This window comes from Pseudomonas arabinosi (assembly GCF_047758675.1).
Lineage (GTDB): Bacteria > Pseudomonadota > Gammaproteobacteria > Pseudomonadales > Pseudomonadaceae > Aquipseudomonas > Aquipseudomonas arabinosi.
Genome location: NZ_CP180480.1, coordinates 3,583,620 through 3,608,864, shown reverse-complemented (window position 1 = coordinate 3,608,864; position 25,245 = coordinate 3,583,620). Strand labels below are relative to the sequence as shown.

The following is a 25,245-nucleotide window of genomic DNA, read 5'->3' as shown; positions in this document are numbered from 1 at the left end:
AGCGCGAAATCAATTCACGCCCACCGCACTTCTTTGAGGCTTGATCAAGGAGCTGGTATCGGATTGGCTATTTCGCAGAACTTGTCGTCGTTATCCAGCATAAATGCATAGTGAATAGCAGGCTCAGACTCCGGCACGACTCCTGTTATGGTGTAGGTCAATTTCCCATAGCCGTCCGATACTGGTTTGAAATGAGTGAAATAGTCACCAATAGACTCGTCAATGCCTTCCGGAGGTACCACACCGGAAATAAGTATGTCTTTAGTAACGGCGGTTCCGGCGATGGGATTGGTCGCGTTTACATCTGAAAACCCCTCCCATTTCAATGTCACCGTTCTCCCATCAATAAGTGACGCGCTGTATGGAATCGTGACTTTCAAGTTACGACGCGCTGTTCCATCACCCGGATTTTCTGGATCGTCTATTGGCATGAAATTCAATGTCGGACAGGAAATAGAATCAAATACAAGGCCTTGAACCTGCACTTTCGGCAAATCAATCTTGGTCACATCAACAACCACGTCTTCCTCTTCTGAGAGGACCGGGTTAACAACCCCGACGGCCGACAGTCTCCATTTTATTTTTATCGTCGCATTGAGCTTTTTCTCGATAATGGACCAAGGCACCGTTACCGCCTTGATTTCTTTACCCTCGTCTCCCGGTTGCAACAAGTACGGAGGATCAAGTTCCACGTCATCATAGAACACCGTAATAATCTGCGTGCTCTCAGTCGGCGGAGCGGCATACAGTTGGATAAAAATGTCTGCGTCCTCACCGAAGTCATTATCGTCGAGGGTATTGTTCCTATTTTGTGACGAAACCAGGCGAGGCAACTCCAAATCCGGATTGACCGGATCCAGCTCACTAGGGTTTGTCGGACCAGGATAGGAAATATCAACATCAATAATAGTATTTTCCGTTGCGATCGGAGTTCCCGACCCCCGAAACATGTCATAGCTGACTGTCGTTGGAACAGCACCGTCTGTTGCGCCATAAGCGACCTTGATGACGGTCTTGTAATCCACATCGAACACCAGGGTTGTGTTTGTACCTACGCGCTGTGCAGGAAGTTCAATACCCTGCCATTTGGCGATAATCGTGTCAGCGGGGGTGCTTGGCTGCGGAACCTCAACCTCGATGGTCACACCCTGTTTGCAGTCTGCTACGTCGATCAGGGTGTCTCCGTCTGTGCCATCCGCTAGAGGCACCTTTGGTTTTTTCGGTACCGGGGGAGCCAGACGCCGGACTGTGCGTTGATCCGGTCTGGAGCGGCGACTGATGTTACCCGCCAGATCCTTGACCTCATAAACCAGCGTGTTCACACCTTCCTTGGAATCCTGGAAAATGTTGATAGGAATCGTAATTTTGCCACTCGGAGGCACGGGTTCGCCTGCCAATACTGGCGTGGAAAAGGCAGGCTCCGCCGGGTCGCCCCAGTAAATATCACAGACATCTGTTGTCTCGGCGTTGTTGGTGGCGAGTGTCAGCGTAATCTCGATACCGGTAGGATTGGCACCCATATAGGCATCATCGATCTCTTTGCTCGGCGGCAAATCGATAGGGAATGCAGCCGCCGGCGGGGAAAAATCCGTTGCGGGAGTTTTGGTTTGGTAGGGCTTCGTCCTGTCAATACGGTATGGGGTTATGGCCTCAGGACCCGGATTTGCACCATTAGCGATAAGCACATACACCAGTTCATATTCGGTAGGTGTTTCGGGAGCCGGCAGCTCCTTGAGTTGCTCAACCGGAATTGTGAATGGCATCGGCCATTGGCGGTCAACAACCGGACCCAACGGGTGCCCTGTCATGAGAGGTATTTTTGTTGGATTGCCAGTTACCCGTAAAAAGACGGTCAGCCTATCGCGCGCATACTCCGTCACCGGTCGAGGGATCGTGTACTCCAGAGCGGCCCCAAGTGCTGCAACCGGAATACGCAAGTCCCCCCCAGGAAGAGTTTGTGCAGTAATGGTGGCTGCATCAGCCAGCACGACACCTCCACTCCGAAGCGAAACTTGTTTGCTCACATCGTAACTTTCAACTTTAGCGTTCATTTGATCAATCTCCTTTTATAAACGACTGCACCTCGTCCGCAACGCAACGTAATACGGTGCACATTGACAACGCGTTATCGCAACATATTCAGGGGCCACACGGAACTGTATCTCCGGAAATAACTCGATCAATTTTCACCAATCCCTTCTCCGAAACGCCAATCAATTTGGCACCGCGGCAAACCGAGTACTCCGCAATCGCCGACGCATTGTTCTGCATGGGCTTTAAATGAGGCATGAACGGTTCTATCGTGACCGAGAAGCCATTTTTGATTTCGAGATCACTCAACAGCTTCTTATTAACTACTTTATAGGTACTTGCTATGGAATGGCCGCTGCCATTCAGACTTAGGTAACCTATCCATTCAACCCTACAGACATCACCTACTTTGCAAAAAGATGGAAGCGGAGGAACCTTAACCTCCACCCCCGACCAAATGGGCGGGCTGGATGAACAATTTAAATAACCCCAAAGGTTTGCGGCTGGAAAATTGACTTCAGGCAGATCCTTGGGTATCGGCGCATGGTCAATGGTTAGTTTTCGTGGATCTGAAGGACTAGGATTACCTACAAAATTGCGTGTCTCATAAGAAACCTCGACAACACCGTCAGCAACTAAATATTCAGGGCCGATTGGAACGATGAACTCCAACTCACTGATCGGGGTGTCGTAAGATTTACTTGACTCGAATTCCACAACGCCGCTGCGTTTCATCCAAACAGTAAGCGTATCTTGCCGCCCGTCAGGAGATTGTAAGGGCCATATTGGCACTACGACCTCTATACCCTTCTGCAACAGATCGAGTGGTATGTAACCTTCCGGATCGTCGTCGGCAACTCCGATCACTTTGGGTGGGTCGTACGTCAAGATTTCACTAGGCGGCATAATTACTTCCCCGGTTGTCTCTTCGAACTCGCATTTGAATCAAATTAAGCGCCAATTTTCGTCGCCGGCCTACTGTCATATCTGACAGGTAAAGCTACCGCTCGTCGGCTTTTTCCTACACATTGAGGTGCCTCTGTCTTGACGTGTCTTGGTTAATGGTGTCTTCTGAAACCGGTTTCAGATCCAGCCTGCATAAACTCCAATAACAAGGTTAAAAACCGTGAACGACTTTTCCGCCGCCCAGCGCAGCCGCGTCACCATGCTCGACGTCGCCGAACACGCCGGCGTTTCCAAAGCCAGCGTCTCGCGCTTCATCGGCGATGACCGCGCCCTGCTCTCCGATGCCATCGCCCTGCGCATCGAGCAGGCAATCGCCAAACTCGGCTATCGCCCGAACCAGATGGCCCGCGGTCTGAAGCGTGGGCGAACCCGCCTGATCGGCATGCTGGTGGCCGATATCCGTAACCCTTATTCGATTGCCGTGATGCACGGGGTGGAAACCGCCTGCCGTCAGCACGGCTACAGCCTGGTGGTGTGCAACACCGATCGCGATGACGAGCAGGAACGCCAGCACCTGGCCCTGCTGCGCTCCTACAACATCGAAGGGCTGATCGTGAACACCCTCGGTCATCACCGCGACGAATTACGTGAACTGCATCGGGAAATGCCGCTGGTGCTGGTGGACCGCAAGGTTGATCAGCTTGAGAGCGATCTGGTCGGGCTGGACAATCCTGCCGCCGTTGAAATGGCCCTCACCCATTTGCAAGAACGCGGCTATCGCGACGTGCTGCTGGTCACTGAACCCTATGACGGCACCAGTTCGCGGATTGAGCGGGTCAGCAGCTTCAAGGCGCAGATCGAACAACGCCCTGCCCTGCGCGGCACCCTCGTCGAAACCGGCAGCGAACTGACCGCGCAGCTGAAAACCTTCCTCGACACGCCCGGCGCCGGCCCGAAAGCGCTGTTCTGCGCCAACGGAATCGCCGCGCTGTCCAGCACCCATTCGTTGCGAGAACTGAAGTGCAACCTGTTCGAGGACGTCGGCCTGATCGCCCTCGATGACCTGGATTGGTATCCGCTGGTGGGCAGCGGCATCACCGCCCTCGCCCAGCCGACGGCCGAAATTGGCGCCAGCGCGTTCGAGTGTTTGCTCAAGCGTTTGCGCGGTGATGACGGGCCGGTGCGGACCCTCGATTTTTCGGCGCGGTTGATTGTGCGTGGTTCGACCCTTGGAGATTGTCGGTGACTGGACTGGCCTCTTCGCGAGCAAGCCCGCTCCTACAAGTGCACCGCGTTCCAAGGTGGGAGCGGGCTTGCTCGCGAAGAGGCCCTCAAGAACGCCGCACCACCCAGACAGACATTTTTTTTGAACAAAAATGAAACCGGTTTCAGAGGTATACAACAATGAATAAACCACCCGTTTCCATCAGCCTGTCGAGCTACGGCGCCGACCTTGTTCGCGAACGCGGCCAGGGATCGTTTATCGACGTGTTGGCCGCCGCGGGCGCCACGCGCATCGAATGGCGCGAAGAACTGCTGACCGTCGAAGATCCCGCGCAACTGGCCGATGCCACCCAGGCCCAAGGCCTCGAAAGCGTGTATTCCTCGCCGATGGAATTGTGGCTGGTCGGCCAGTCCAAACCCAATCCCGAACTGATCTCTGCATTACAGCGCGCCCAGGCATTCGGTGCCAAATGGCTGAAAGTGTCCCTGGGTTATTTCACCGACAACAGCGACCTCCAGACCTTGTCCCGCGTGTTGGGCAAAAGTGCTGTGCAGTTGCTGGTGGAAAATGATCAAACCCTGCACGGCGGCCGGATCGAACCGTTCCAACGGTTTTTCACTGAAATCGAGCAACACAACCTGCCGGTCAAAATGACCTTCGATATCGGCAATTGGCACTGGCAAGACCAGTCCGCCGCCAGCGCCGCGCGGTTGCTCGGTCGTCACGTCGGCTATGTGCACTGCAAAGCCGTGACGCGCCGGGCTGACGGCAAACTGGTCGCCATACCGCCGGCCGCCAGTGACCTGAATCTATGGGAACAACTGCTGCGGCACATGGCCCAAGGCGTTATGCGAGCGGCGGAATACCCGTTGCAAGGCGACGACCTTGTGCAGTTGACCACCGAGCATGTCGCCACCCTCGCCCGCCTCGGTCAAACCCGGTTGGAGAGCGCCCATGTCTGAGATCGATATTCTGTCGTTCGGCGAAACCATGGCGATGTTCGTCGCCGAGCAGAACGGTGATTTGGCCGACGTAAGCCGATTCCACAAGCGCATTGCCGGGGCCGACAGCAATGTCGCCATTGGCTTGTCGCGATTGGGTTTTAACGTGGCCTGGCTGAGCCGGGTCGGCGCTGATTCGCTGGGCCGGTTCGTCATCGATACCCTGGAGAAAGAAGGCCTGGATTGCAGCAACGTCGCCATCGACACCGCGCACCCAACTGGTTTTCAACTCAAGTCGCGCACCGACGATGGCAGCGATCCGGTGGTCGAGTATTTCCGCCGTGGGTCGGCGGCGAGTCATCTGTCGCGGCAGTCGATTGCACCTGAATTACTCAACGCTCGGCACTTGCACGCCACCGGTATTCCGCCGGCGCTGTCCGAAACGGCGCGGGAAATGTCTTTCGAATTGATGACCCGCATGCGCGATGCCGGGCGCAGCGTGTCCTTCGACCCAAACCTGCGCCCGAGCCTGTGGGCCAGCGAACAACAGATGATTACCGAGATCAACCGCCTCGCCGCCCTCGCCCATTGGGTGCTGCCGGGGTTGAGTGAAGGCCGCTTGCTGACCGGTTTCGAAGACCCGGCCGACATCGCGGCGTTCTACCTCGATCAAGGCGCCGAAGCCGTGGCAATCAAACTGGGCCCGCACGGTGCGTATTACCGCACCCACCTGGACCAGGGTTTCGTGGCGGGTGTGCCGGTGAAAACGGTGGTCGACACCGTCGGTGCCGGCGATGGATTTGCCGTCGGCATGATCAGCGCGCTGCTGGAAAACCACAGCTTTGCCGATGCCGTGAAGCGCGCCAACTGGATTGGCAGCCGCGCGGTGCAGAGCCGGGGGGATATGGAGGGGTTGCCCGATCGATCTGAAATGATCGCCGAATTTGAGGCCGCCTTCGCGAGCAAGCCCGCTCCCACATTGGATCGCATTCCAACGTAATTCCCCTGTGGGAGCGGGCTTGCTCGCGATGAGGCCCGCACAGTCACTGAAGATTTAACCCGTTACCTGCTGCGACAAAAACAACAAGCTCAGGAGCACCACTATGAAAACCGCAACACTCGCCGCCCGCCGCTGGTGGTACATCATGCCCATCGTGTTCATCACCTACAGCCTGGCGTACCTGGACCGCGCCAACTACGGGTTCGCCGCCGCCTCCGGGATGGCTGCCGACCTGATGATCACGCCGGGCCTGTCGTCGATGCTCGGCGCGCTGTTCTTCCTCGGCTACTTTTTCTTCCAGGTGCCGGGCGCGATCTACGCCCAGAAGCACAGCGTCAAGAAGCTGATTTTCGTCAGCCTGATTCTCTGGGGTGGTCTGGCCACGCTGACCGGGATCGTCTCCAACGCCTACTGGCTGATCGTCATTCGCTTCATGCTCGGCGTGGTCGAAGCCGCGGTGATGCCGGCGATGCTGATCTATCTGTGCCACTGGTTCACCCGTGCCGAACGCTCGCGCGCCAACACCTTCCTGATCCTCGGCAATCCGGTGACCATGCTCTGGATGTCGGTGGTCTCGGGATATCTGGTGCAGCATTACAGCTGGCGCTGGATGTTCATCATCGAAGGTTTGCCGGCGGTGCTCTGGGCGTTTATCTGGTGGCGTCTGGCCGATGACCGTCCCGCCGAGGCCAAGTGGCTGAGCGACCAGGAAAAGCACGATCTGGAAAGCGCTCTGGCCGCCGAACAGGTGGGCATCAAAGCGGTGAAGAACTACGCCGAAGCCTTCCGTTCGCCCAAGGTAATCATCCTGGCCTTGCAGTTTTTCTGCTGGAGCATCGGCGTCTATGGTTTCGTGTTGTGGCTGCCGTCGATCCTCAAGGCTGGCGCACAGATGGACATGATCGAAGCCGGCTGGCTCTCGGCGCTGCCGTACCTGGCCGCGGTGATCGGCATGCTGCTGGTGTCCTGGGGCTCGGACAAAATGCAGAAGCGCAAACGCTTCGTCTGGCCGCCGCTGCTGATCGCCTCGATTGCTTTCTATGGCTCCTACGCCTTGGGCGCTGAACACTTCTGGTGGTCCTACACCCTGCTGGTGATCGCTGGCGCCTGCATGTACGCGCCTTACGGTCCGTTCTTCGCGATCATTCCGGAAATCCTTCCGGCCAACGTGGCCGGGGGCGCCATGGCGCTGATCAACAGCATGGGCGCGCTCGGTTCGTTTGGTGGTTCGTATCTGGTGGGCTACTTGAACAGCTCCACTGGCTCGCCGGGTGCTTCTTATCTGTTGATGAGCGGCGCGTTGATGCTCTCGGTGGTGCTGACGATTTTCCTCAAGCCCGGCGCCAGCGACCGGGTCGTGGCCAAGGCCGTTGTGCAACGGTCGACGGCTGCACATTCCTGAATTGAAGTTGAGATGATGACGATGAAAAAGCAGGTTGTGCTGTACAAGAAACTCTCACCGCTGCTGATGGCTCGCCTGCACGAGCAGACCGAGGTGACGCTGATCGACAACCTCAATGCCGACGGCCTGGCAACGCTGCGCGAGGCCCTGCCCCGCGCCCACGGATTGCTCGGTGCGAGTCTGAAACTGGATGCCGGATTATTGGATCTGGCGCCGAACCTGGAAGCCATCGCCAGCGTGTCCGTGGGGGTCGATAACTACGACATCGACTACCTGACCGAACGACGGATTCTGCTCAGCAACACCCCGGACGTGCTCACCGAAACCACCGCCGATACCGGTTTCGCGCTGATCCTGGCGACCGCCCGGCGCGTGGTGGAACTGGCGAACATGGTTCGCGCCGGTCAGTGGAAGCGCAATGTCGGTCCCGCGCAGTTCGGTACAGATGTGCACGGTAAAACCCTGGGCATCATTGGCATGGGGCGGATCGGTGAGGCCCTGGCCCAGCGTGGGCATTTCGGGTTTGGCATGCCGATTATCTACCACAGTCACTCGCCGAAACCGGCGGTGGAACAGCGCTTCAACGCGCAATACCGCAGCCTGCCGGAGCTGTTGCAGCAGGCGGATTTCGTTTGCCTGACCTTGCCGTTGACCGCTGAAACCGAAGGGCTGATCGGCGCAGAGCAGTTTGCCCTGATGCGCCCCGAAACCATCTTCATCAACATTTCACGGGGCAAGGTGGTGGACGAGGCGGCGCTGATCCAGGCCTTGCGTGACGGGCAGATTCGCGCTGCGGGGCTGGACGTGTTCGAACGTGAACCGCTGAACACCGACTCGCCGCTGTTGCAGTTGAACAACGTGGTGGCGACGCCGCACATTGGCTCGGCGACGCATGAAACGCGAGAGGCGATGGCGACGTGTGCGGTGGACAATCTGCTGGCGGCGCTGGCGGGTGAGCGGCCGAAGAATCTGGTGAATGCCGGTGCGTGGAAAGCTTAAGAAATTTGGCGCCTGTCAGTCAGCCATCGCGAGCAGGCTCGCTCCCACACTGGATCTGCGGTGCTCATAGATCCCCTGTGGGAGCGAGCTTGCTCGCGATGAGGCCGGCAATGGCAACGCAAACTTTCAGGCCCGGCGCGCCTCCAGAAGGTCCGCCGCACACAACGCAATCCGCCGACACGCATCCGCCAGCCTCAGCTGATCCACCACCAACCCCAGTCGAATATGCCCCGCCGCACTCGGCCCGAACGCTTCACCGGCCAGCACTGACACGCCATAACCTTCCAGCAGCCGCTCGGCAAAGCTCTGGGCGCACAATCCGGTCTGGCGCACATCGATCATCACGAACATCCCGCCATCGGGCCGGATCGGCCGGATGCCCGGGCAATCACTCAGGCTCGCGCACACCAGGTCGCGACGCTGGCGATATTCCTCGCGCATCAGCGCCACTTCTGGCAGATCCTCATCCAGCGCCAGTTGCGCGGCGTTCTGAATGAAATCCGGAATGCCAAACAGCATGCACAACGACAAATGTACCAAGTGTTCGGCCAAAGGTTTCGGCCCGATCACCCAGCCCACGCGCCAACCGCTCATGGCGTGGGACTTGGACAGGCTATTGATGGTCGCCGTACGCTCGGCCATGCCCGGCAGACTGGCCGGGCTGATGTGCTCGCCTTCATACAAAAGATCGCTGTAGACCTCATCGCTGATCAGCCACAGGTCGTGACGAACACACAGCGATGCCAGTTCCTGCCAGACCATCAGCGGCAAACTGGCGCCGGAAGGATTGTTCGGACTGTTGAGCAAAATGGCGCGGGTCTTGGGTGTGATCAGCGCCGCGACATCCGCCGGATCGACCCGAAAGCCGTTCTCCGGGCGCACCGCCACCGGCACCACTTTGGCGGCGCAGGCCCCGAACACGCCTTCATAGGTCACGTACATCGGTTCGGCGACGATCACTTCATCGCCCGGGTCGAGCAGGCACTGCGCGACCGAATACACCGCACATTGCGCACCCGGCAGCACGATCACATGATCGGCATCCACTGCTTGACCACTGCGACGTCGATGGCGGTTGGCAATGCTATCGCGCAACCCCCGACTGCCACGTACTGACGGGTAGTGGGTGTCACCGGCCAACAAGCTATCGATGCACGCCTGAACGATGGGCTGCGGCGTATCGAAGTCGGGATCGCCGATCGATAGCAGCAGCACATCAACGCCCTGCTCAATTAACTCCAGTGCTCGGTCATGAATCTGCCAGGCCGCAGCGCCGTCACCGGCGATTCGTTTGGTCAAGGCTGAATAGCGCATGTAATTCTCCAGTCGCGCGGGTTCCAAGCCTCAACCCTATCTCAAATCACGAAACGCGCCACCATGGCATTTAAATCCACGGCCAGGCGCGACAGTTCGTGCGTCGCGGCGCTGGTCTGGTTGGCACCGGCGGCGGACTGGGTGGCCAGGTCGCGGATGTTCACCAGGTTGCGATCGACCTCGCGGGACACCTGGGCCTGCTCTTCCGATGCGCTGGCGATCACCAGGTTGCGCTCGTTGATCAGTTGGATCGACTGAGTGATCTGCTCCAGCGCCACACCGGCAGCGCGGGCCATTTCCAGGGTGCTTTGGGTGCGTTGATTGCTTTGTTGCATTGAGGAGACCGCTTGGCCAGTGCCGTTCTGGATGCCGGCGACCATTTTTTCGATTTCCTGGGTCGATTGTGCGGTGCGATGGGCCAACGCCCGAACCTCGTCCGCCACCACCGCAAAACCGCGCCCAGCTTCACCGGCACGGGCGGCTTCGATCGCGGCGTTCAGCGCCAGCAGGTTGGTTTGTTCGGCGATGGCGCGGATCACGTCCAACACCTTGCCGATGTCGCGCCCCTGAGCGGCCAGGCCTTCGATCATCACCGAGGTGTTTTGTACATCGTGGGTCATGGTCTGGATCGCGCCGACGGTTTCCACCACACGGTCACGACCTTCGCGGGCGGCCTGGGTCGACTGGTTCGAGGCTTCGGACGTCGACACTGCATTGCGCGCCACTTCTTCCACGGCAGCGGTCATTTCGTTGACCGCGGTGGCAGCCTGTTCGATTTCGTTGGTCTGCTGTTGCAGACCGCGGGACGCTTCCTGGGTGACCGTGCTGAGTTCTTCAGCGGCGGCACCCAGTTGGGTCGCCGAACCGGCAATCTGTTCGATGGTTTTGCGCAGGCTGGCCTGCATCGTGGACAAGGCGCCGAGCAAACGGGCCGGTTCGTCAGTGCCGTCGACCTCGATGAGTGTGGTCAGGTTGCCGCCGGCAATGGTTTGCGCCGCCTGCAGCGCACGGTTCAGCGGTGTGACGATGCTGCGGGTCAGCAGCCAGGCCAGCAGCACGGTCATCAGCGCCGCGATGATCGCCACGGCGATGATGCCGGTAATCGCGCTGCGGTACTGCTCGCCCGCTGCGGCTGATGCGGTTTTCGCATCTGCGTTATTCATCGCCACCAGTTTGTTCAGCTGCTCGCCCATCTGGTCCGTACCTTCCTTGATCCGGGTGTTGATCAGCGTGCGCATCTCATCGAGCTTGTTCTGCCGCGACAGCTCCAGCATCTGGGTCTGGGCTTGCATGTAGCTGTCCAGCGTTGCCGTGAACGTCTTGTACAGCGCGGCTTCTTCCGGGGTGGCCGACAACGCGGCATAACTCGACTGTGCGCTGCGAACCTTGTCGACCAGCACGCCGATACGCGTCTGGGCTTCTTGCAACGCATTCGGATCACGGTTGACCAACACCCGGAAAGAGAGAATGCGCATGCGCAGGACGTTTTCCGTCAGGTTGCCGAGAAACCCGACGCTGGGCAGCTGCGTGGTTTCCATGTCGAGGGAGGCTTGGTGGATGCTCGTCATGCGGTTCACGGCAAACACACCCAGCACGATGACGAGCAAGGCAATGAAGGCAAAACCCAGGAAAGCTCGAGGCGCGATATTCAGATTACGCAGTGACATAGGATGATTCTCGGGTGATGGGGCTACGAGCATCCTTGCGTGATCGCTGAAGGGCGGGCGGCGGCGCGCGCGTTTTCAGGTTGGCGCCACTGTTGGAATAGGTTTGTGTGGGCCTATTCGCTGTATCGGCTGGGGATGAGGATTTTTGCGGGGCGTTGAGAAATATATTTCAAGTTTGGAACCGCCCCTCACCCTAACCCTCTCCCAGGGGGAGAGGGAACTGACCGGGGTAGATCTAAAATCCAACGCAACATTCAAGCCTTACGCAAAGCCACCCGCCAAACCCGCGCAACATCACTCGCCCGCTCCCGCAACAACCGCGGCGCCTCGGCACAGGCCTGCTCCAGCGTCATCGGCCCACTGGCCAAGGCAAACGCGGCATCGATGCCATGTTCGTACAGTGCTTGATAACCCTCACCCAGCGTCCCGGCGAGGACGATCACCGGCACGCCGTGCTGCCGAGCAATACGCGCCACGCCAAATGGCGTCTTGCCGCGCAGGGTTTGAGCGTCGAAACGACCTTCACCGGTGATCACCAGGTCGGCGCCCTTGACCGCATCGTTCAGGCCGACCAGTTCGGCGACCACTTCCACGCCAGCCTTGAATTGCGCCCCCAGAAACGCCTTGGCGGCAAACCCCAGGCCGCCCGCCGCACCGCTGCCCGGTTCGTCACGTACGTCTTTGTTCAGGACTTGCGCGCACCGCTCGGCAAAGTGCCCGAGTGCGCGATCCAGTTGCTGGACTTGCTCAGCGGATGCACCTTTTTGCGGGCCAAAAATCGCGGAAGCGCCGTGAGGGCCGCACAGTGGATTGTTGACGTCGGCGGCGATGTCGAATCGCACCTCGGCCAGACGCGGATCGAATTCACTCAGATCAATGCGGGCCAGCTGTCCAAGCGCCAGACCACCCGGTGCCAGTGTTCGGCCCTGTGCGTCCAGCAATTTGACGCCCAAGGCTTGCATCGCACCCGCCCCGCCGTCGTTGGTGGCGCTGCCGCCAATCGCCAGAATCACCCGTTGCGCCCCGGCATCGAGCGCCGCGCGGATCAATTCGCCGGTGCCGAACGTGCTGCTGAAGCACGCATCACGCTTGCCCGGCGGAACCAGTTGCAGGCCACTGGCCTCGGCCATTTCGATGATCGCGGTGTGGCTCTGGGGCAACCAGCCCCAAGCGGCCTCAACCGTCGCGCCGAGCGGCCCACGAACTGGGGTGCGACGCAGTTCGCCCTCGCACGCTGCCAGAATCGACTCGACGGTTCCCTCCCCGCCGTCAGCCATCGGGCATTTGATCAAGTGTGCATCGGGCCAAACCTGCGCCAACCCGAGAGCAATGGCATCAGCCACACCCTGGGCACTCAGGCTGTCCTTGAACGAATCGGGGGCGATGACGATTTTCATGCGAATTCTCCAGTTCCAATGCGTTCCATGCTGCCAGCAGGCAAGAACAATAACGCCGGTCCGCTGCACAAGCAGGTGTGGCGTTTATTGTTCATTTCCACAAAGTCCGTGTTTTCAAATCTAGCTCCGAGTTGGCTGATCGTCTGCTATCGCGAGCAAGCTCGGCTCCCACAGTGGTCCGTGGTGGAATTCATATTTGTGCACGACGCTGATCCCTGTGGGAGCCGAGCTTGCTCGCGATGACGTCCTCGGAGACTCCATCGCCGGCAAGCCGTGCGCCTACAGAGTTGTGGGCGCGTCAGTTTGGGGCAGGAGCTGGACGCCGAGGTAAAGCGCCAGCATTCCGTCCAGTCTTAGCGGATCAACACCACTGAGCTCGGCAATCCGCTCCATCCGGTAACGCAGACTATTGCGATGAATACCTAGCGCATCGGCACACGCCTGGCTCTGCCCGTCGTGATCGCACCAACAGCGCAACGTCGCCAGCAGTTGGCCGTTGCCATCCTTGGCGATGACTTTGCGCAGCGGTTTGAGCAACTCGTCCAGCGCGTCGTCGTTGCGGTGCCGCCAGAGCATCACCGGCAATCGATAACGATTGAGCGTCAGCAAGCGGGAGTGCGGCAACACCTCTCGCCCATAAGCCAGCAAGTCGCCGACGCGTCGATAGCAACGACGAAGCCCGGACAATCCATCGGCCTGCCCACCCACAGCAATGCGCAGAATGTTCCAGCCAAGCCCATCGAGTTTTTCCAGCAGCCGGTCATTCTCGATCGCTTGCGCGGCCGGCCGGCACCAGAGCAACGAAGACTTGGCCGAGCTCACGCACCAACTGTCCGGGTAGCGCGAGGTCAACCAGGCGCTGAGCGCCTCGACGGTTTGCCCCGGACCGTGTTCCATCCCCAACTCGAACAGATACGGCACCCGCGTCATCTGCGGCTTGAGCCCAAGCTGTTGCGCTTCGTCGATCAACCGCGGCGAATCCCCGGCCTCGCTGAGCAGCAATGCCAGCAGATCGTCGCAACGCTGGCGCCGCCATTGCTGTTCGGCCTGCTGATTGCGCTGGCCGACCAGCATCTCGGCGGTCATCCGCACCAGTTCGGCGTAGGTGCGCAACTGCTCGGGTTCACCGGTGATGCCCAGCACGCCAATCAACCGTTGATCGAGCAACAGCGGCAAGTTGATACCCGGCTGCACGCCTTTCAAATGAATCGCGGTCTGGGCGTCAATCTCCACCACCCGCCCGTTGGCCAGCACCAATTGCGCGCCTTCATGACGGGTGTTGACCCGCTCCGGTTCGCCGCTGCCGAGAATCAGGCCCTGGCTGTCCATGACGTTGACGTTGTACGGCAGGATGGCCATCGCCCGGTCGACGATGTCCTGGGCCAGGTCGTGATCGAGTTCGAACATAGCGGGGATCCTTGAAAGCGTGATGGAGCGGATTGTTCACCCGCACAGGCCTTGGTTGCAAACCCTGTGCTCAGGCACAAAGACAGCAACCCTGAGGGTGGCTGAGACTCTCAGGGCGATCAACGTTACCCTTTGCATCGCAAAAAATCATAATAAAGAGAGAGCCCGCCATGTCACAGAGCGCCGCCGCTACCCAGGCCATCGTTGACGAGAAAAACGCCGTCTACAAACGCATTACCCTGCGTTTGATTCCCTTCATCTTCATCTGCTACCTGTTCAACTACCTCGACCGGGTGAACGTTGGATTCGCCAAGCTGCAGATGCTCGACGCACTGAAATTCAGCGAAACCGTGTACGGCCTCGGGGCCGGGATCTTCTTTATCGGCTACGTGTTGTGCGGCGTCCCCAGCAACCTGGCCCTGACCAAATTCGGCCCGCGCCGCTGGATCGCGCTGATGATGATTGTCTGGGGCTCGCTCTCCACCTGTTTGCTGTTCGTCACCACACCGACCGAGTTCTACACCCTGCGCCTGTTCACCGGCGCGGCCGAGGCCGGGTTCTTCCCGGGCGTAGTGCTTTACCTTTCGCAGTGGTTCCCGACCTTCCGCCGCGGCCGCATCATGGCCCTGTTCATGTCGGCGATCCCGGTGTCCGGCCTGCTCGGCAGCCCGTTTTCCGGCTGGATTCTCAATCACTTCGCCGCAGGCCAGGGCGGTTTGGCCGGCTGGCAGTGGATGTTCCTGCTGCAAGGCATTCCGACCGTGATCCTCGGCGCCCTCGCCTACTTCCTCCTCAGCGACAGCTACGCCAACGCCAAATGGCTCACGCCGTTCGAGCGCTCGGTGCTGGAAGCCGACCACGCCGAAGACCTGGCCAACAAACCGAAAACCACCACAGACTCGCTGCTGGCGGTGTTCAAGAACCCGGCTATCTGGGCCTTCGGTCTGATCTACTTCTGCATCCAGAGCGGTGTCTACGCGATCAACTTCTGGCTCCCGTCGATCATCAAAAACCTGGGTTTCAGCGATAATCTGGTGATTGGCTGGCTCAGTGCGATTCCGTATCTGCTGGCGGCCGTGTTCATGTTGATGGTCGGCCGCTCGGCGGACCTGCGCAAAGAACGCCGCTGGCACTTGGTGGTGCCGATGCTCATGGGCGCGGTCGGTTTGCTGATCGCTGTGAACTTTGCGACTACACCGGCCATCGCCATCCTCGGCCTGACCATCGCCACCATGGGCGCCCTCACCGGCCTGCCGATGTTCTGGCCGGTGCCGACTGCGCTGCTGAGCGCGGGCGCTGCGGCGGGTGGTTTGGCGTTGATCAACTCCATGGGGCAGATGGCCGGGTTCCTGAGTCCGTATCTGGTGGGTTGGGTCAAGGACAGCACAGGGTCGACCGATGCCGCGCTTTACCTGCTGGCGGGCGTGATTGTTTGCGGGAGTTTGTTGGCGTTGCGCATGACTCGGACGTTGCGGGTGTAAGGTTTTGCGGATCGATCGTTCCCACGCTCTGCGTGGGAATGCAGCCCGGGACGCTCTGCGTCCCTTTCGAGGGCTGGAACGCGGAGCGTCCCTTGAGGCATTCCCACGCAGAGCGTGGGAACGATCCGCACGGGGTGTTCGATATTTCCGTTTGCCCCGCCGTACCGTTCTGGTATTTGATTGAGCCTTTCTCCCACCGGTAAAAGGATTTCGTCATGAGCTATCGCACGCTGGGTCATTCGGGTTTGCAGGTTTCTACCCTGACCCTGGGCACCATGATGTTCGGCGAACAGACCAGCACCGAAGATTCCCTGCGGATCATCGACAAGGCCTGGGACCAGGGCATCAATTTCATCGACACCGCGGACGTTTACACCAACGGCCGCTCCGAAGAGATCGTCGGCGAAGCGATTGCCGGTAACCGCCACGAATGGGTGCTGGCGACCAAGGTCGGTTTCGGCCCGGTGGACGGCGTGCCCAACCGCAGCGGTTTGAGCCGCAAGCACCTGTTCAATGGCATCGACGCCAGCCTGACGCGTTTGGGCACTGACTATCTCGACATCTATTACCTGCACCGCGAAGACCACAACACACCGCTGGAAGTCACGGTGTCGGCCATCGGCGATTTGATCCGCCAAGGCAAGATTCGCTATTGGGGTTTGTCGAACTACCGTGGCTGGCGCATCGCCGAGGTGATTCGCGTGGCCGATCAACTGGGCGTCGACCGGCCGGTGATCAGTCAGCCGCTGTACAACATCGTCAACCGTCAGGCAGAAACCGAGCAGATCACCGCCGCGCAAAACTACGGCCTGGGCGTGGTGCCTTACAGCCCGCTGGCGCGTGGTGTGCTCAGCGGTAAATACGCGCCAGACGTGAAGCCGGATGCCAACAGCCGCGCCGGCCGCGCAGATAAACGCATTCTGGAAACCGAATGGCGCGTCGAATCCCTGCGCATCGCTCAGCAGATCCAGCAGTACACCCAGGGTCGCGGCGTGGGCATCGTCGAATTCGCCATCGCCTGGGTGCTGAACAACAGCGCCGTCACCTCGGCCATCGTAGGGCCGCGCACTGAAGAACAATGGGATGCCTACACTAAGGCGCAGGCGGTGAAGATTACGGCTGAGGATGAGGCGTTTATTGATTCGCTGGTTGTGCCTGGGCATGCGTCGACGCCGGGGTTTAATGATGTGAGCCATTTTGTATCGGGGCGTAAACCGCGTTCGGCTTGAGATTTATCGCGAGCAGGCTCGCTCCCACAGGGTTCTGATGTCGATCACGGTCAAATGTGGGAGCGGGCTTGCTCGCGAATGCAGGTTCACATCCAGCATCATTGCTGACTGACACACCGCCTTCGCGAGCAAGTCGGATCGCCGCACCGCCGCTCCCACATTAGGTTTGTGTTGATCAATCGGACAATATTCAGTTCGAAAACCACGTATCCTCCGCACCCGTTTCACGTTCAACTTCGCGAGGACAGTTTGTCTAAAGGTATCGCTCTATCGGTTTCAGCCTCGGTGCTGTTTGCCGTCATGTATTACTACACGTCGTTGCTCACGCCTTTGAGCGGCGTGGAAATCTTCGGTTGGCGAATGCTGCTGACCCTGCCATGCATGACCGTTTTCATGGTGGTCTCCGGTGAATGGAAGCTCGTGGTCGCCCTTTTTCGGCGGCTGGTGGGCCAACCAAAATTGCTCGCAGGCCTGATCCTTTCCGCGACGCTGCTTGGCCTGCAACTCTGGTTATTCATGTGGGCGCCGCTCAACGGCTATAGCCTCGATGTGTCCCTGGGCTACTTCCTGTTGCCGCTGGCCATGGTGCTGACCGGGCGGTTCGCCTATGGCGAGCGACTGTCTTACCTGCAAAAGGTTGCCGTGTTTTTTGCGTCCCTCGGCGTGCTCAACGAGCTGTATCAGGTCGGCGGTTTTTCCTGGGCGACCTTGCTGGTCGTCATCGGTTATCCGCTCTACTTCATCCTGCGCAAACGACTGGCGACTGACAACCTCGGCGGTTTGTGGATGGACATGGCCTTGATGATTCCGTTGGCGTTCTGGTTCGTACAAAGCGGTGAGCAGGGTTTCGCCGTGTTCGATCAACACCCGTGGCTGTCGCTGCTGATCCCCTTACTCGGGGCGATCAGTGCTTCGGCGCTGGTGGTTTACATCATCGCCAGCCGACTGCTGCCGTTCAGCCTGTTCGGGTTGTTGAGTTACGTCGAGCCGGTGTTGTTGCTCGGCGTCGCGTTGCTGCTGGGGGAAACCATCAAGCCCGGTGAATGGTTAACCTACATCCCGATTTGGTTGGCTGTTGTGGTGTTGGTGTTCGAAGGGTTCAAACATCTGGTCCGGCATCGACGCAAATCGATGTAGGACCGGCACGAAAAAGCCCGGCCAGCATTGCTGCTGACCGGGCTTTTTTTACATCTGAAACGACTTAGTCGGTGGAGAGCACGCCACGACGAACCTGGTCGCGCTCGATGGATTCGAACAGCGCCTTGAAGTTGCCTTCGCCGAAACCATCGTCGCCTTTACGCTGGATGAATTCGAAGAACACCGGGCCCATCAGGGTTTCCGAGAAGATCTGCAGCAGCAGACGCTTGTCGCCTGACTCGGACGAACCGTCCAGCAAAATGCCGCGCGATTGCAGTTGATCAACCGGCTCACCGTGGTTCGGCAAGCGACCTTCAAGCATTTCGTAATAGGTTTCCGGCGGCGCGGTCATGAAGCGCATGCCGATGCTTTTCAGGTGATCCCAGGTCTTGATCAGGTCATCGGTCAGGAAGGCAACGTGCTGGATGCCTTCGCCGTTGAACTGCATCAGGAACTCTTCGATCTGCCCGGCGCCCTTGGACGATTCTTCGTTCAGCGGGATTTTGATCATGCCGTCCGGCGCAGTCATGGCCTTGGAGGTCAGGCCGGTGTATTCGCCCTTGATGTCGAAGTAACGGATCTCGCGGAAGTTGAACAACTTCTCGTAGAAGTTGGCCCAGTAGGCCATGCGACCGCGATACACGTTGTGGGTCAGGTGGTCGATGATCTTCAGGCCAGCCCCGACCGGGTTACGGTCAACGCCTTCGATGAACACGAAGTCGATGTCGTAGATCGAGCTGCCTTCGCCGAAACGGTCGATCAGGTACAGCGGCGCACCGCCGATGCCTTTGATCGCCGGCAGGTTCAGTTCCATCGGGCCGGTTTCGATGTGAATCGGCTGAGCGCCCAGTTCCTGAGCCCGGGCAAACGCCTGCTGGGCATTCTTGACGCGGAACGCCATGCCGCACACCGACGGACCGTGCTCGGCCGCGAAGTACGAAGCAACGCTGTGCGGTTCGTTATTGAGGATCAGGTTGATCTGGCCCTGACGATACAGGTGCACGTCTTTGGAACGGTGGGTCGCAACCTTGGTGAAGCCCATGATCTCGAAGATCGGCTCCAGGGTGTTCGGGGTTGGCGATGCGAATTCGATGAATTCAAAGCCCATCAGGCCCATTGGGTTTTCGTATAAATCTGCCATGGTTGGCGCCTCATCATTTTCTTGTCAATTAACGGATCGTTAGTTGCTAGCAATGCTGAGACCGGCGGGTGGAGCGCAGGAGATGCCCCGCACGCTGCGGGCGAGGAAGTCACCGTAGATCAATTGAAACCCAAAACTCTTCATTGTCGACCCAAGGCTATTGCGGGCGAGGCTTCTGCTGCCAGAAGACGATTATTCTTATATGCGTAACCCGATTCTACACAGCGTAAATCGGTTTGTCCGCCTTCTGTATCAAATCCCCTTTTTCCCTGCTCGTGCAAGGGGTTTGTTGCACAGGAAAATCCCCGCGAGGATCAGCCCTCCCCCCAGGCACATCGCCAGGGTCAACTGCTCGCCTAACAGCAGCGCACCGAGGATCACCGCGGTCAGCGGATTGAGGGCAATGAACACGCCTGAACGCGTCGCGCCGATTTTGCGAATGCCGTCGTAATAGCCGATATAGGCCAGCGCCGAGCCCAATACGCCCAAGTACATCAGGCTCAACCATTGCGTTGGTCCGAGGCTGGCGAGTGCAGCCACACTCAATTCACCGCGAACAGCACTGGTCACCCACAGCATTAGCGTGCCCAGCAGAATCGAGTACGTCACCGTTTGCACCGGGCCTAGCGTCTGGTTCAGGTCTTTGGAGAACAGCGAATAAACGCCCCAGCCAAGCACGCAGCCGAAGATCAACAGATCGCCGATCCACGCGTCGGCATTGCCGGCCAACAACTGCGGGTTGCGGCTGACGATCACCAGGCTCGCCCCGGCAATGCAGATCGCGATTCCGATGACTTTCGCTCGACTCAAGCGCTCCTTGAACAACAGCCAAGACGCCAACCCAATCACGGCCGGGTTCAACGCCACGATCAATGACGCCCGTGAGGCATTGATGTAATGCAGCCCATAAAAGAAGCACAGGTTGTAGAAAAAGATCCCGAAAAAACCCAGCAGCGCCAATTGCAGCCATTGCCTGGGGCTGGGCCTTGCGAGCGGCACGCGGGCCAGTAGCAGAAACACCAGCAACGCCACGCTGGCCAGCAAGAATCGCAGGCTGGCGGCAAACAAGGGGCTGAGACTGTCGGCCAGAAACCGCCCGGCGACAAAGGTCCCGCCCCAGATCATGGTGACTGCCGCCAGTTTCAGATAAACCGGGACATCCGAAGGGTTGGACAGGCTCTGCTCACAGGTCGTCATAGGTTTCCAGAACAAGAAATCGGGAGAGATGACGTATCATTAAACTAATACCTTCTCATCGTAAAATGAGTGAATACTCATGACCCTTACCCAACTCGAGATATTTTCTCTGGTCGCCGAGCTTCACGGCTTTACCGCGGCAGCCAATCGCTTGGAGATTTCCCAATCCGCGGTCTCTCATGCGCTCAAGTCGCTGGAACAGGAATTGGGCGTCGAGCTGCTCCGCCGGCATCAGTCCCGGGTCGAACTCAGCGACATCGGCCAACAGCTTTTGCTGCGCGCCCAGGCGATGTTGGGCCTGGCCAACACCTTGCGCCAGGAAGCGGCCGATGCTCGCGGAATGAAACGCGGCACGTTGCGCATCGGCTCGTTCGGTCCGACCTCATCGATCAAATTGCTGCCGTTGATCCTGCAGCACTACCGCGCGGTTCACCCGGGCATTGAGGTCCATATAGATGAAGGCCCGGACCGGCAGGTGATCCAGTGGCTGGAGGAGCGTCGGATCGATATCGGTTTCGTGGTGTTGCCCGAGGACCGCTTCGATACCTTTGCACTGATCGAAGACCAGATGGTCGCGCTGCTGCCCGTCGATCATCCGCTGGCCCGTCGCGACAGCCTGACTCTGAGCGATCTGTGCAACGACCCGTTTGTGTTGACTGAGGCCGGTTCTTCGGAACTGGTGTCGCGGCTGTTCAGTGCCGCCCGGCTGACACCGAACATCCGTTATCGCTGCTCGCAACTACTGAGCACGCTGGACACCGTTGGCCGAGGCGATGCGCTGACGGTCGTCGCCGAAGGCTCATTGCCCGATGATCGCGACGGTCGCTACGTGAAAAGAGCGCTATCGCCAGCGGTCACACGCCAGGTTGGTCTGGCGGTGCTCGACCAGCGCCAGTCATCCCCTGCGGCGCTGGCTTTTATCAAACTGGCCGAGCGCCTGAACTACCGCTAAGCGGCACACTAACCGAGGGCCAGTGGAGCAAAGTGATTACCTGACCACCCACGGCGTGAACTTCTTGCAAGGTTATCTGTTCGGCCGGCCGATGCCCGGCGCGGACTTCATTAACGCATTAAGTCACCATTAACTAGCGGCGCTCAGCGACGAGACAAGGAGATCGCGCCCCAATTTGAATCAAAAGACTACTGTTGTTACATGAAGAAAAAGACAGGATTTACTCTTGGCCAATTAACTACTACAATTTTTCATGCCTGCGCTAGATTGGCAGGTGAGCCATTATCACCGAGTCGCTTCAAGGCTCTTGGCTTATAGCTTTGTTTGCGGTTGGTATCAGCCAAACACACTATTGGAGTAAAGATATTGTCCAGACTCGCTGAATTTCGTGCAGCTGAAAAGGCCCTTCAAGAGCAGCTCAAGCAGCTGGAAACCCTGAAGAATGATGCCGGGCTCAAGAAAGAAATCGAATTCGAAGAAAAGCTCCAGGGGCTGATGAAAACCTACGGCAAGAGCCTGCGCGACATCATCGCCATTCTCGATCCGAACCCGGCAAAATCCGGTCTGCAACAGGCAGCGCCTAAAACCCGCCGCGCTCGCGTGGTCAAGGTTTATCAGAATCCGCACACCGGTGAACTGATTGAAACCAAGGGTGGCAACCACCGCGGCCTGAAAGCCTGGAAGGAACAATACGGTGCAGCTACCGTTGATTCCTGGCTGCGAGGCTAAACACTCGCGGTGACAAAAAAGCCCTGCCAATGCAGGGCTTTTTCATGGACGCCTTCTAAATGCAACGATTGGCGTCGATCAACTCGCTACTTGCTGAATAACTTTGTGCTTAATCCCTTTGGGTATCTAAAAATTTCAGAATGCGCTGAAATCGGCAGCCATTGAAATCTTTAACTAAAGTTTCAAGCTGTTACGGGCTGTCTCTATTTCGTCCTGACTTGCCTTATAAACCTCAGCCTGCCCGGCATAGGAAAGAACATAGGCCTTATCGGCATCCACGGCGGCAACCAATGTTTGAGAGAGCACATGCCTTCCGTTCTGCGTGATCGTGCAGGTAGTTTCCAGCGCTGATAAGCGGCTCAAGGTCGTCGGATGAATCTTGTTGCAGACACTTTGATAACCGCCTTGAAAGAAGTCCTTCTGCACCGACTTGCGCATCTCCAGCAATACGCCCTGCAGATTCACCTGATGACCACTTTCCACCTGAGTCATGGTCAACTCCATCACCATTACCGGCGTGCCGTCCTGATCATTCTTCACCGCGCGCTGACGGGAAACGTGGGTATTGGCGTCATCTTGCGGGACGGCTTCGACCTCCCAGCCGTTGGGCCAGGTCATGATTGGCTCGTCTGCGTGAGCGCTGTTAACGCCTGAAAGCACGCAGATCAGGACGAACATCGATTTACAGAAACGAATCATTGCAATGAACACTCACGGATTGAACCGTAAAGTCTGAGCCTCGCCCGCCTGTCAGGCAATAGCCGACTGTTTGGGTTTGGTGATGTCAGAGCCCTTGCGTATCATTGTCGCCATTCGTTAGCCCCACTTATTTTCCGGAGGGCCCATGAGCCTGCACGAATTGAACACCTTCCCAGGCGTGACTGCCCAACCTGACACCGCCACCCAGAAGTTCGTCTTCAACCACACCATGCTGCGGGTCAAGGACATCACCAAGTCCCTGGATTTCTACACGCGCATTTTGGGTTTCTCGCTGGTGGAAAAACGCGATTTCCCGGAAGCCGAGTTCAGCCTGTACTTCCTGGCACTGGTCGATAAAAACCAGATCCCGGCCGACGCTGCTGCCCGCACTGAATGGATGAAGTCGATCCCGGGCATTCTCGAACTGACCCACAACCACGGCACCGAGAACGACGCGGATTTCGCTTACCACAACGGCAACACCGACCCGCGTGGCTTTGGCCACATCTGCATCTCGGTGCCGGATATCGTCGCTGCGTGCGAGCGCTTCGAAGCGCTGGGCTGCGATTTTCAGAAGCGTCTGAATGACGGCCGTATGAAGAGCCTGGCCTTTATCAAAGACCCGGATGCCTACTGGGTTGAGATCATCCAGCCTGCACCGATGTAACATTCCCACCACAGCTCGCTCCCACACTTGGAATGTACAAGACACAAAAAACCCCATGATCACTCATGGGGTTTTTGTGTTTTCAGCGTCGGGTTTTATGCCGGGGCCGAGGTCCGGATCAGGTGATCGAATGCGCTCAGGGAGGCTTTGGCGCCCTCGCCCACCGCAATCACGATCTGCTTGTACGGCACGGTGGTCACGTCACCGGCAGCGAACACACCCGGCATCGACGTTTCACCGCGGGCATCGACGATGATCTCACCGCGAGGCGACAACTCGATGGTGCCTTTGAGCCAGTCGGTGTTGGGCAGCAAACCGATCTGCACGAAGATCCCTTCCAGCTCGACGCTACGCAACTCGTCCGACTGACGATCCTTGTAGCGCAGGCCGTTGACCTTCTGACCGTCGCCCAACACTTCAGTGGTTTGCGCACTGGTGATCACGGTGACGTTCGGCAGGCTGTGCAACTTGCGCTGCAAGACCGCATCGGCGCGCAGCTGCACGTCGAACTCCAGCAATGTTACGTGGGACACGATGCCCGCCAGGTCGATGGCCGCTTCGACGCCGGAGTTACCGCCGCCAATCACCGCCACGCGCTTGCCTTTGAACAGCGGACCGTCGCAGTGCGGGCAGTACGCCACGCCTTTGTTTCGGTATTGCTGCTCACCCGGGACGTTCATTTCACGCCACCGCGCACCGGTCGCCAGGATCACAGTCTTGGCTTTCAGGGTCGCGCCGCTGGCGAAGTGGACTTCGTGCAACTCGCCGTTCTTGCCCGGCACCAACTTGTCGGCGCGTTGCAGGTTCATGATATCGACGTCGTATTGCTTGACGTGCTCTTCCAGCGCCACGGCCAGGTTCGGCCCTTCGGTTTCCTGCACGGAGATGAAGTTCTCGATGGCCATGGTGTCGAGCACCTGCCCACCAAAACGTTCAGCGGCCACGCCAGTGCGAATGCCTTTGCGGGCAGCGTAGATTGCAGCCGCAGCACCGGCTGGGCCACCGCCGACGACCAGCACGTCAAAAGCTTCTTTTGCGCTGATTTTCTCGGCCTGACGCTCGATGCCGCTGGTGTCGATCTTGGCGAGAATTTCTTCCAGACCCATACGCCCCTGACCGAAGTTCACACCGTTCAGGTAAACGCTTGGCACGGCCATGATCTGACGGTCATCGACTTCAGCCTGGAACAGCGCGCCGTCGATGGCGACATGGCGGATGTTCGGGTTCAGCACGGCCATCAGGTTCAGTGCCTGGACCACGTCCGGGCAGTTCTGGCAGGACAGCGAGAAGTAAGTCTCAAAGCTGAACTCGCCTTTGAGCGAACGGATCTGTTCGATCACTTCAACACTGGCTTTCGAAGGGTGGCCGCCGACTTGCAGCAAGGCCAGCACCAAGGATGTGAATTCGTGGCCCATCGGGATGCCGGCGAAACGCAGGCTGATATCGGCACCCGGGCGGTTGATCGAGAACGATGGTTTACGCGCATCGTCACCGTTGTCGAGCAAGGTAATTTGGGTAGAAAGACTGGCAACGTCTTTCAGAAGTGCGAGCATTTCCTGGGATTTCGCACCGTCGTCGAGGGAGGCAACGATCTCGATCGGCTGGGTGACCCGTTCCAGGTACGATTTCAACTGGGCTTTAAGATTGGCGTCCAACATACGGGCGATTTCCTTTTTTTGCAGTTACATAAAGAGCCGACAAAAAAAACGCCCGAGCGAATCTCG

21 protein-coding genes are annotated in these 25,245 nt (G+C 58.5%); 11 read left to right on the top strand and 10 right to left on the bottom strand.

The genetic code is table 11. The features are described 5' to 3' along the window. Positions 1–44 precede the first annotated feature (44 nt). Positions 45–2,051, bottom strand: coding sequence for a hypothetical protein (locus tag ACMXYJ_RS16975; protein ID WP_415756087.1), 2,007 nt, complete (start codon positions 2,049–2,051; stop codon positions 45–47). Between the two features lie 88 nt (positions 2,052–2,139). Then, the gene (locus tag ACMXYJ_RS16970; protein WP_415756086.1) at positions 2,140–2,937 is read right to left on the bottom strand and encodes a hypothetical protein; all 798 of its coding nucleotides are present in this window, start codon (positions 2,935–2,937) and stop codon (positions 2,140–2,142) included. A 220-nt stretch (positions 2,938–3,157) separates the two neighbouring features. On the opposite strand from ACMXYJ_RS16970, the gene ACMXYJ_RS16965 reads away from it, so the two are divergent. The 5 genes from ACMXYJ_RS16965 to ACMXYJ_RS16945 all read left to right on the top strand — a co-directional run bounded on the left by ACMXYJ_RS16965 (position 3,158) and on the right by ACMXYJ_RS16945 (position 8,504). Further along, positions 3,158–4,183: a LacI family DNA-binding transcriptional regulator gene (locus tag ACMXYJ_RS16965; protein WP_415756085.1), complete on the top strand. Its 1,026-nt coding sequence runs from the start codon at positions 3,158–3,160 to the stop codon at positions 4,181–4,183. A gap of 158 nt (positions 4,184–4,341) precedes the next feature. After that, positions 4,342–5,124, top strand: coding sequence for a sugar phosphate isomerase/epimerase family protein (locus tag ACMXYJ_RS16960; protein ID WP_415756084.1), 783 nt, complete (start codon positions 4,342–4,344; stop codon positions 5,122–5,124). Continuing rightward, complete coding sequence (locus ACMXYJ_RS16955) at positions 5,117–6,103, top strand: sugar kinase (RefSeq protein WP_415756083.1); 987 nt, start codon at positions 5,117–5,119, stop codon at positions 6,101–6,103. Before ACMXYJ_RS16960 ends, ACMXYJ_RS16955 begins: the two co-directional genes overlap by 8 nt. A gap of 103 nt (positions 6,104–6,206) precedes the next feature. Beyond that, complete coding sequence (locus tag ACMXYJ_RS16950; RefSeq protein WP_415756082.1) at positions 6,207–7,505, top strand: MFS transporter; 1,299 nt, start codon at positions 6,207–6,209, stop codon at positions 7,503–7,505. Between the two features lie 21 nt (positions 7,506–7,526). Next, the gene (locus ACMXYJ_RS16945; protein WP_415756081.1) at positions 7,527–8,504 is read left to right on the top strand and encodes a 2-hydroxyacid dehydrogenase; all 978 of its coding nucleotides are present in this window, start codon (positions 7,527–7,529) and stop codon (positions 8,502–8,504) included. Between the two features lie 126 nt (positions 8,505–8,630). Here ACMXYJ_RS16945 and ACMXYJ_RS16940 read toward each other — a convergent pair whose 3' ends face one another. The 4 genes from ACMXYJ_RS16940 to ACMXYJ_RS16925 all read right to left on the bottom strand — a co-directional run bounded on the left by ACMXYJ_RS16940 (position 8,631) and on the right by ACMXYJ_RS16925 (position 14,289). Beyond that, entirely contained in the window at positions 8,631–9,818 is a 1,188-nt protein-coding gene (locus ACMXYJ_RS16940) for a pyridoxal phosphate-dependent aminotransferase (RefSeq protein ID WP_415756080.1), read from the bottom strand. A 41-nt stretch (positions 9,819–9,859) separates the two neighbouring features. Continuing rightward, positions 9,860–11,485: a methyl-accepting chemotaxis protein gene (locus ACMXYJ_RS16935; RefSeq protein WP_415756079.1), complete on the bottom strand. Its 1,626-nt coding sequence runs from the start codon at positions 11,483–11,485 to the stop codon at positions 9,860–9,862. A 254-nt stretch (positions 11,486–11,739) separates the two neighbouring features. Next, positions 11,740–12,882, bottom strand: coding sequence for a glycerate kinase (locus ACMXYJ_RS16930; protein WP_415756078.1), 1,143 nt, complete (start codon positions 12,880–12,882; stop codon positions 11,740–11,742). Positions 12,883–13,161: 279 nt separating this feature from the next. Beyond that, positions 13,162–14,289: a sugar diacid recognition domain-containing protein gene (locus tag ACMXYJ_RS16925; protein WP_415756077.1), complete on the bottom strand. Its 1,128-nt coding sequence runs from the start codon at positions 14,287–14,289 to the stop codon at positions 13,162–13,164. A 170-nt stretch (positions 14,290–14,459) separates the two neighbouring features. On the opposite strand from ACMXYJ_RS16925, the gene ACMXYJ_RS16920 reads away from it, so the two are divergent. The 3 genes from ACMXYJ_RS16920 to rarD all read left to right on the top strand — a co-directional run bounded on the left by ACMXYJ_RS16920 (position 14,460) and on the right by rarD (position 18,136). Further along, entirely contained in the window at positions 14,460–15,770 is a 1,311-nt protein-coding gene (locus tag ACMXYJ_RS16920) for an MFS transporter (RefSeq protein ID WP_415756076.1), read from the top strand. Positions 15,771–15,985: 215 nt separating this feature from the next. Beyond that, positions 15,986–16,999, top strand: coding sequence for an aldo/keto reductase (locus ACMXYJ_RS16915; RefSeq protein WP_415756075.1), 1,014 nt, complete (start codon positions 15,986–15,988; stop codon positions 16,997–16,999). A 249-nt stretch (positions 17,000–17,248) separates the two neighbouring features. Next, complete coding sequence (gene rarD / locus ACMXYJ_RS16910; protein ID WP_415756074.1) at positions 17,249–18,136, top strand: EamA family transporter RarD; 888 nt, start codon at positions 17,249–17,251, stop codon at positions 18,134–18,136. 64 nt (positions 18,137–18,200) lie between these two features. Here rarD and hppD read toward each other — a convergent pair whose 3' ends face one another. Both hppD and ACMXYJ_RS16900 read right to left on the bottom strand, forming a co-directional pair. Continuing rightward, positions 18,201–19,277, bottom strand: coding sequence for a 4-hydroxyphenylpyruvate dioxygenase (gene hppD / locus ACMXYJ_RS16905; RefSeq protein WP_046047435.1), 1,077 nt, complete (start codon positions 19,275–19,277; stop codon positions 18,201–18,203). A 252-nt stretch (positions 19,278–19,529) separates the two neighbouring features. Continuing rightward, positions 19,530–20,474, bottom strand: coding sequence for a DMT family transporter (locus tag ACMXYJ_RS16900; protein ID WP_415756073.1), 945 nt, complete (start codon positions 20,472–20,474; stop codon positions 19,530–19,532). Between the two features lie 79 nt (positions 20,475–20,553). Here ACMXYJ_RS16900 and ACMXYJ_RS16895 point away from each other — a divergent pair, with 79 nt between their 5' ends. Further along, positions 20,554–21,426 (top strand): LysR family transcriptional regulator, encoded by an 873-nt coding sequence (locus ACMXYJ_RS16895; RefSeq protein ID WP_415756072.1) that lies wholly within the window; start codon positions 20,554–20,556, stop codon positions 21,424–21,426. Positions 21,427–21,792: 366 nt separating this feature from the next. Further along, on the top strand, positions 21,793–22,155 hold the full coding sequence (locus tag ACMXYJ_RS16890; RefSeq protein ID WP_415756071.1) for a histone-like nucleoid-structuring protein, MvaT/MvaU family: 363 nt from the start codon (positions 21,793–21,795) through the stop codon (positions 22,153–22,155). Positions 22,156–22,329: 174 nt separating this feature from the next. On the opposite strand, the gene ACMXYJ_RS16885 is transcribed toward ACMXYJ_RS16890, so the two are convergent. Next, positions 22,330–22,854, bottom strand: a complete 525-nt coding sequence (locus ACMXYJ_RS16885; RefSeq protein WP_415756070.1) for a DUF4946 domain-containing protein — start codon at positions 22,852–22,854, stop codon at positions 22,330–22,332. A gap of 145 nt (positions 22,855–22,999) precedes the next feature. Here ACMXYJ_RS16885 and gloA point away from each other — a divergent pair, with 145 nt between their 5' ends. Beyond that, positions 23,000–23,521, top strand: coding sequence for a lactoylglutathione lyase (gloA, locus tag ACMXYJ_RS16880; protein ID WP_033055156.1), 522 nt, complete (start codon positions 23,000–23,002; stop codon positions 23,519–23,521). A gap of 95 nt (positions 23,522–23,616) precedes the next feature. Here gloA and ahpF read toward each other — a convergent pair whose 3' ends face one another. Continuing rightward, positions 23,617–25,179, bottom strand: a complete 1,563-nt coding sequence (ahpF, locus tag ACMXYJ_RS16875; RefSeq protein ID WP_415756069.1) for an alkyl hydroperoxide reductase subunit F — start codon at positions 25,177–25,179, stop codon at positions 23,617–23,619. Positions 25,180–25,245 lie beyond the last annotated feature (66 nt).

Coding starts and splice junctions, on each gene's coding strand:
- ACMXYJ_RS16975 (WP_415756087.1), bottom strand. CDS start 2,051: ATGAACGCTAAAGTTGAAAGTTACGATGTGAGCAAACAAGTTTCGCTT.
- hppD (WP_046047435.1), bottom strand. CDS start 19,277: ATGGCAGATTTATACGAAAACCCAATGGGCCTGATGGGCTTTGAATTC.
- ACMXYJ_RS16955 (WP_415756083.1), top strand. CDS start 5,117: ATGTCTGAGATCGATATTCTGTCGTTCGGCGAAACCATGGCGATGTTC.
- ACMXYJ_RS16885 (WP_415756070.1), bottom strand. CDS start 22,854: ATGATTCGTTTCTGTAAATCGATGTTCGTCCTGATCTGCGTGCTTTCA.
- gloA (WP_033055156.1), top strand. CDS start 23,000: ATGAGCCTGCACGAATTGAACACCTTCCCAGGCGTGACTGCCCAACCT.
- ACMXYJ_RS16940 (WP_415756080.1), bottom strand. CDS start 9,818: ATGCGCTATTCAGCCTTGACCAAACGAATCGCCGGTGACGGCGCTGCG.
- ACMXYJ_RS16895 (WP_415756072.1), top strand. CDS start 20,554: ATGACCCTTACCCAACTCGAGATATTTTCTCTGGTCGCCGAGCTTCAC.
- ACMXYJ_RS16900 (WP_415756073.1), bottom strand. CDS start 20,474: ATGACGACCTGTGAGCAGAGCCTGTCCAACCCTTCGGATGTCCCGGTT.
- ACMXYJ_RS16920 (WP_415756076.1), top strand. CDS start 14,460: ATGTCACAGAGCGCCGCCGCTACCCAGGCCATCGTTGACGAGAAAAAC.
- ACMXYJ_RS16930 (WP_415756078.1), bottom strand. CDS start 12,882: ATGAAAATCGTCATCGCCCCCGATTCGTTCAAGGACAGCCTGAGTGCC.
- ahpF (WP_415756069.1), bottom strand. CDS start 25,179: ATGTTGGACGCCAATCTTAAAGCCCAGTTGAAATCGTACCTGGAACGG.
- ACMXYJ_RS16970 (WP_415756086.1), bottom strand. CDS start 2,937: ATGCCGCCTAGTGAAATCTTGACGTACGACCCACCCAAAGTGATCGGA.
- ACMXYJ_RS16935 (WP_415756079.1), bottom strand. CDS start 11,485: ATGTCACTGCGTAATCTGAATATCGCGCCTCGAGCTTTCCTGGGTTTT.
- ACMXYJ_RS16925 (WP_415756077.1), bottom strand. CDS start 14,289: ATGTTCGAACTCGATCACGACCTGGCCCAGGACATCGTCGACCGGGCG.
- ACMXYJ_RS16960 (WP_415756084.1), top strand. CDS start 4,342: ATGAATAAACCACCCGTTTCCATCAGCCTGTCGAGCTACGGCGCCGAC.
- ACMXYJ_RS16915 (WP_415756075.1), top strand. CDS start 15,986: ATGAGCTATCGCACGCTGGGTCATTCGGGTTTGCAGGTTTCTACCCTG.
- ACMXYJ_RS16945 (WP_415756081.1), top strand. CDS start 7,527: ATGAAAAAGCAGGTTGTGCTGTACAAGAAACTCTCACCGCTGCTGATG.
- ACMXYJ_RS16950 (WP_415756082.1), top strand. CDS start 6,207: ATGAAAACCGCAACACTCGCCGCCCGCCGCTGGTGGTACATCATGCCC.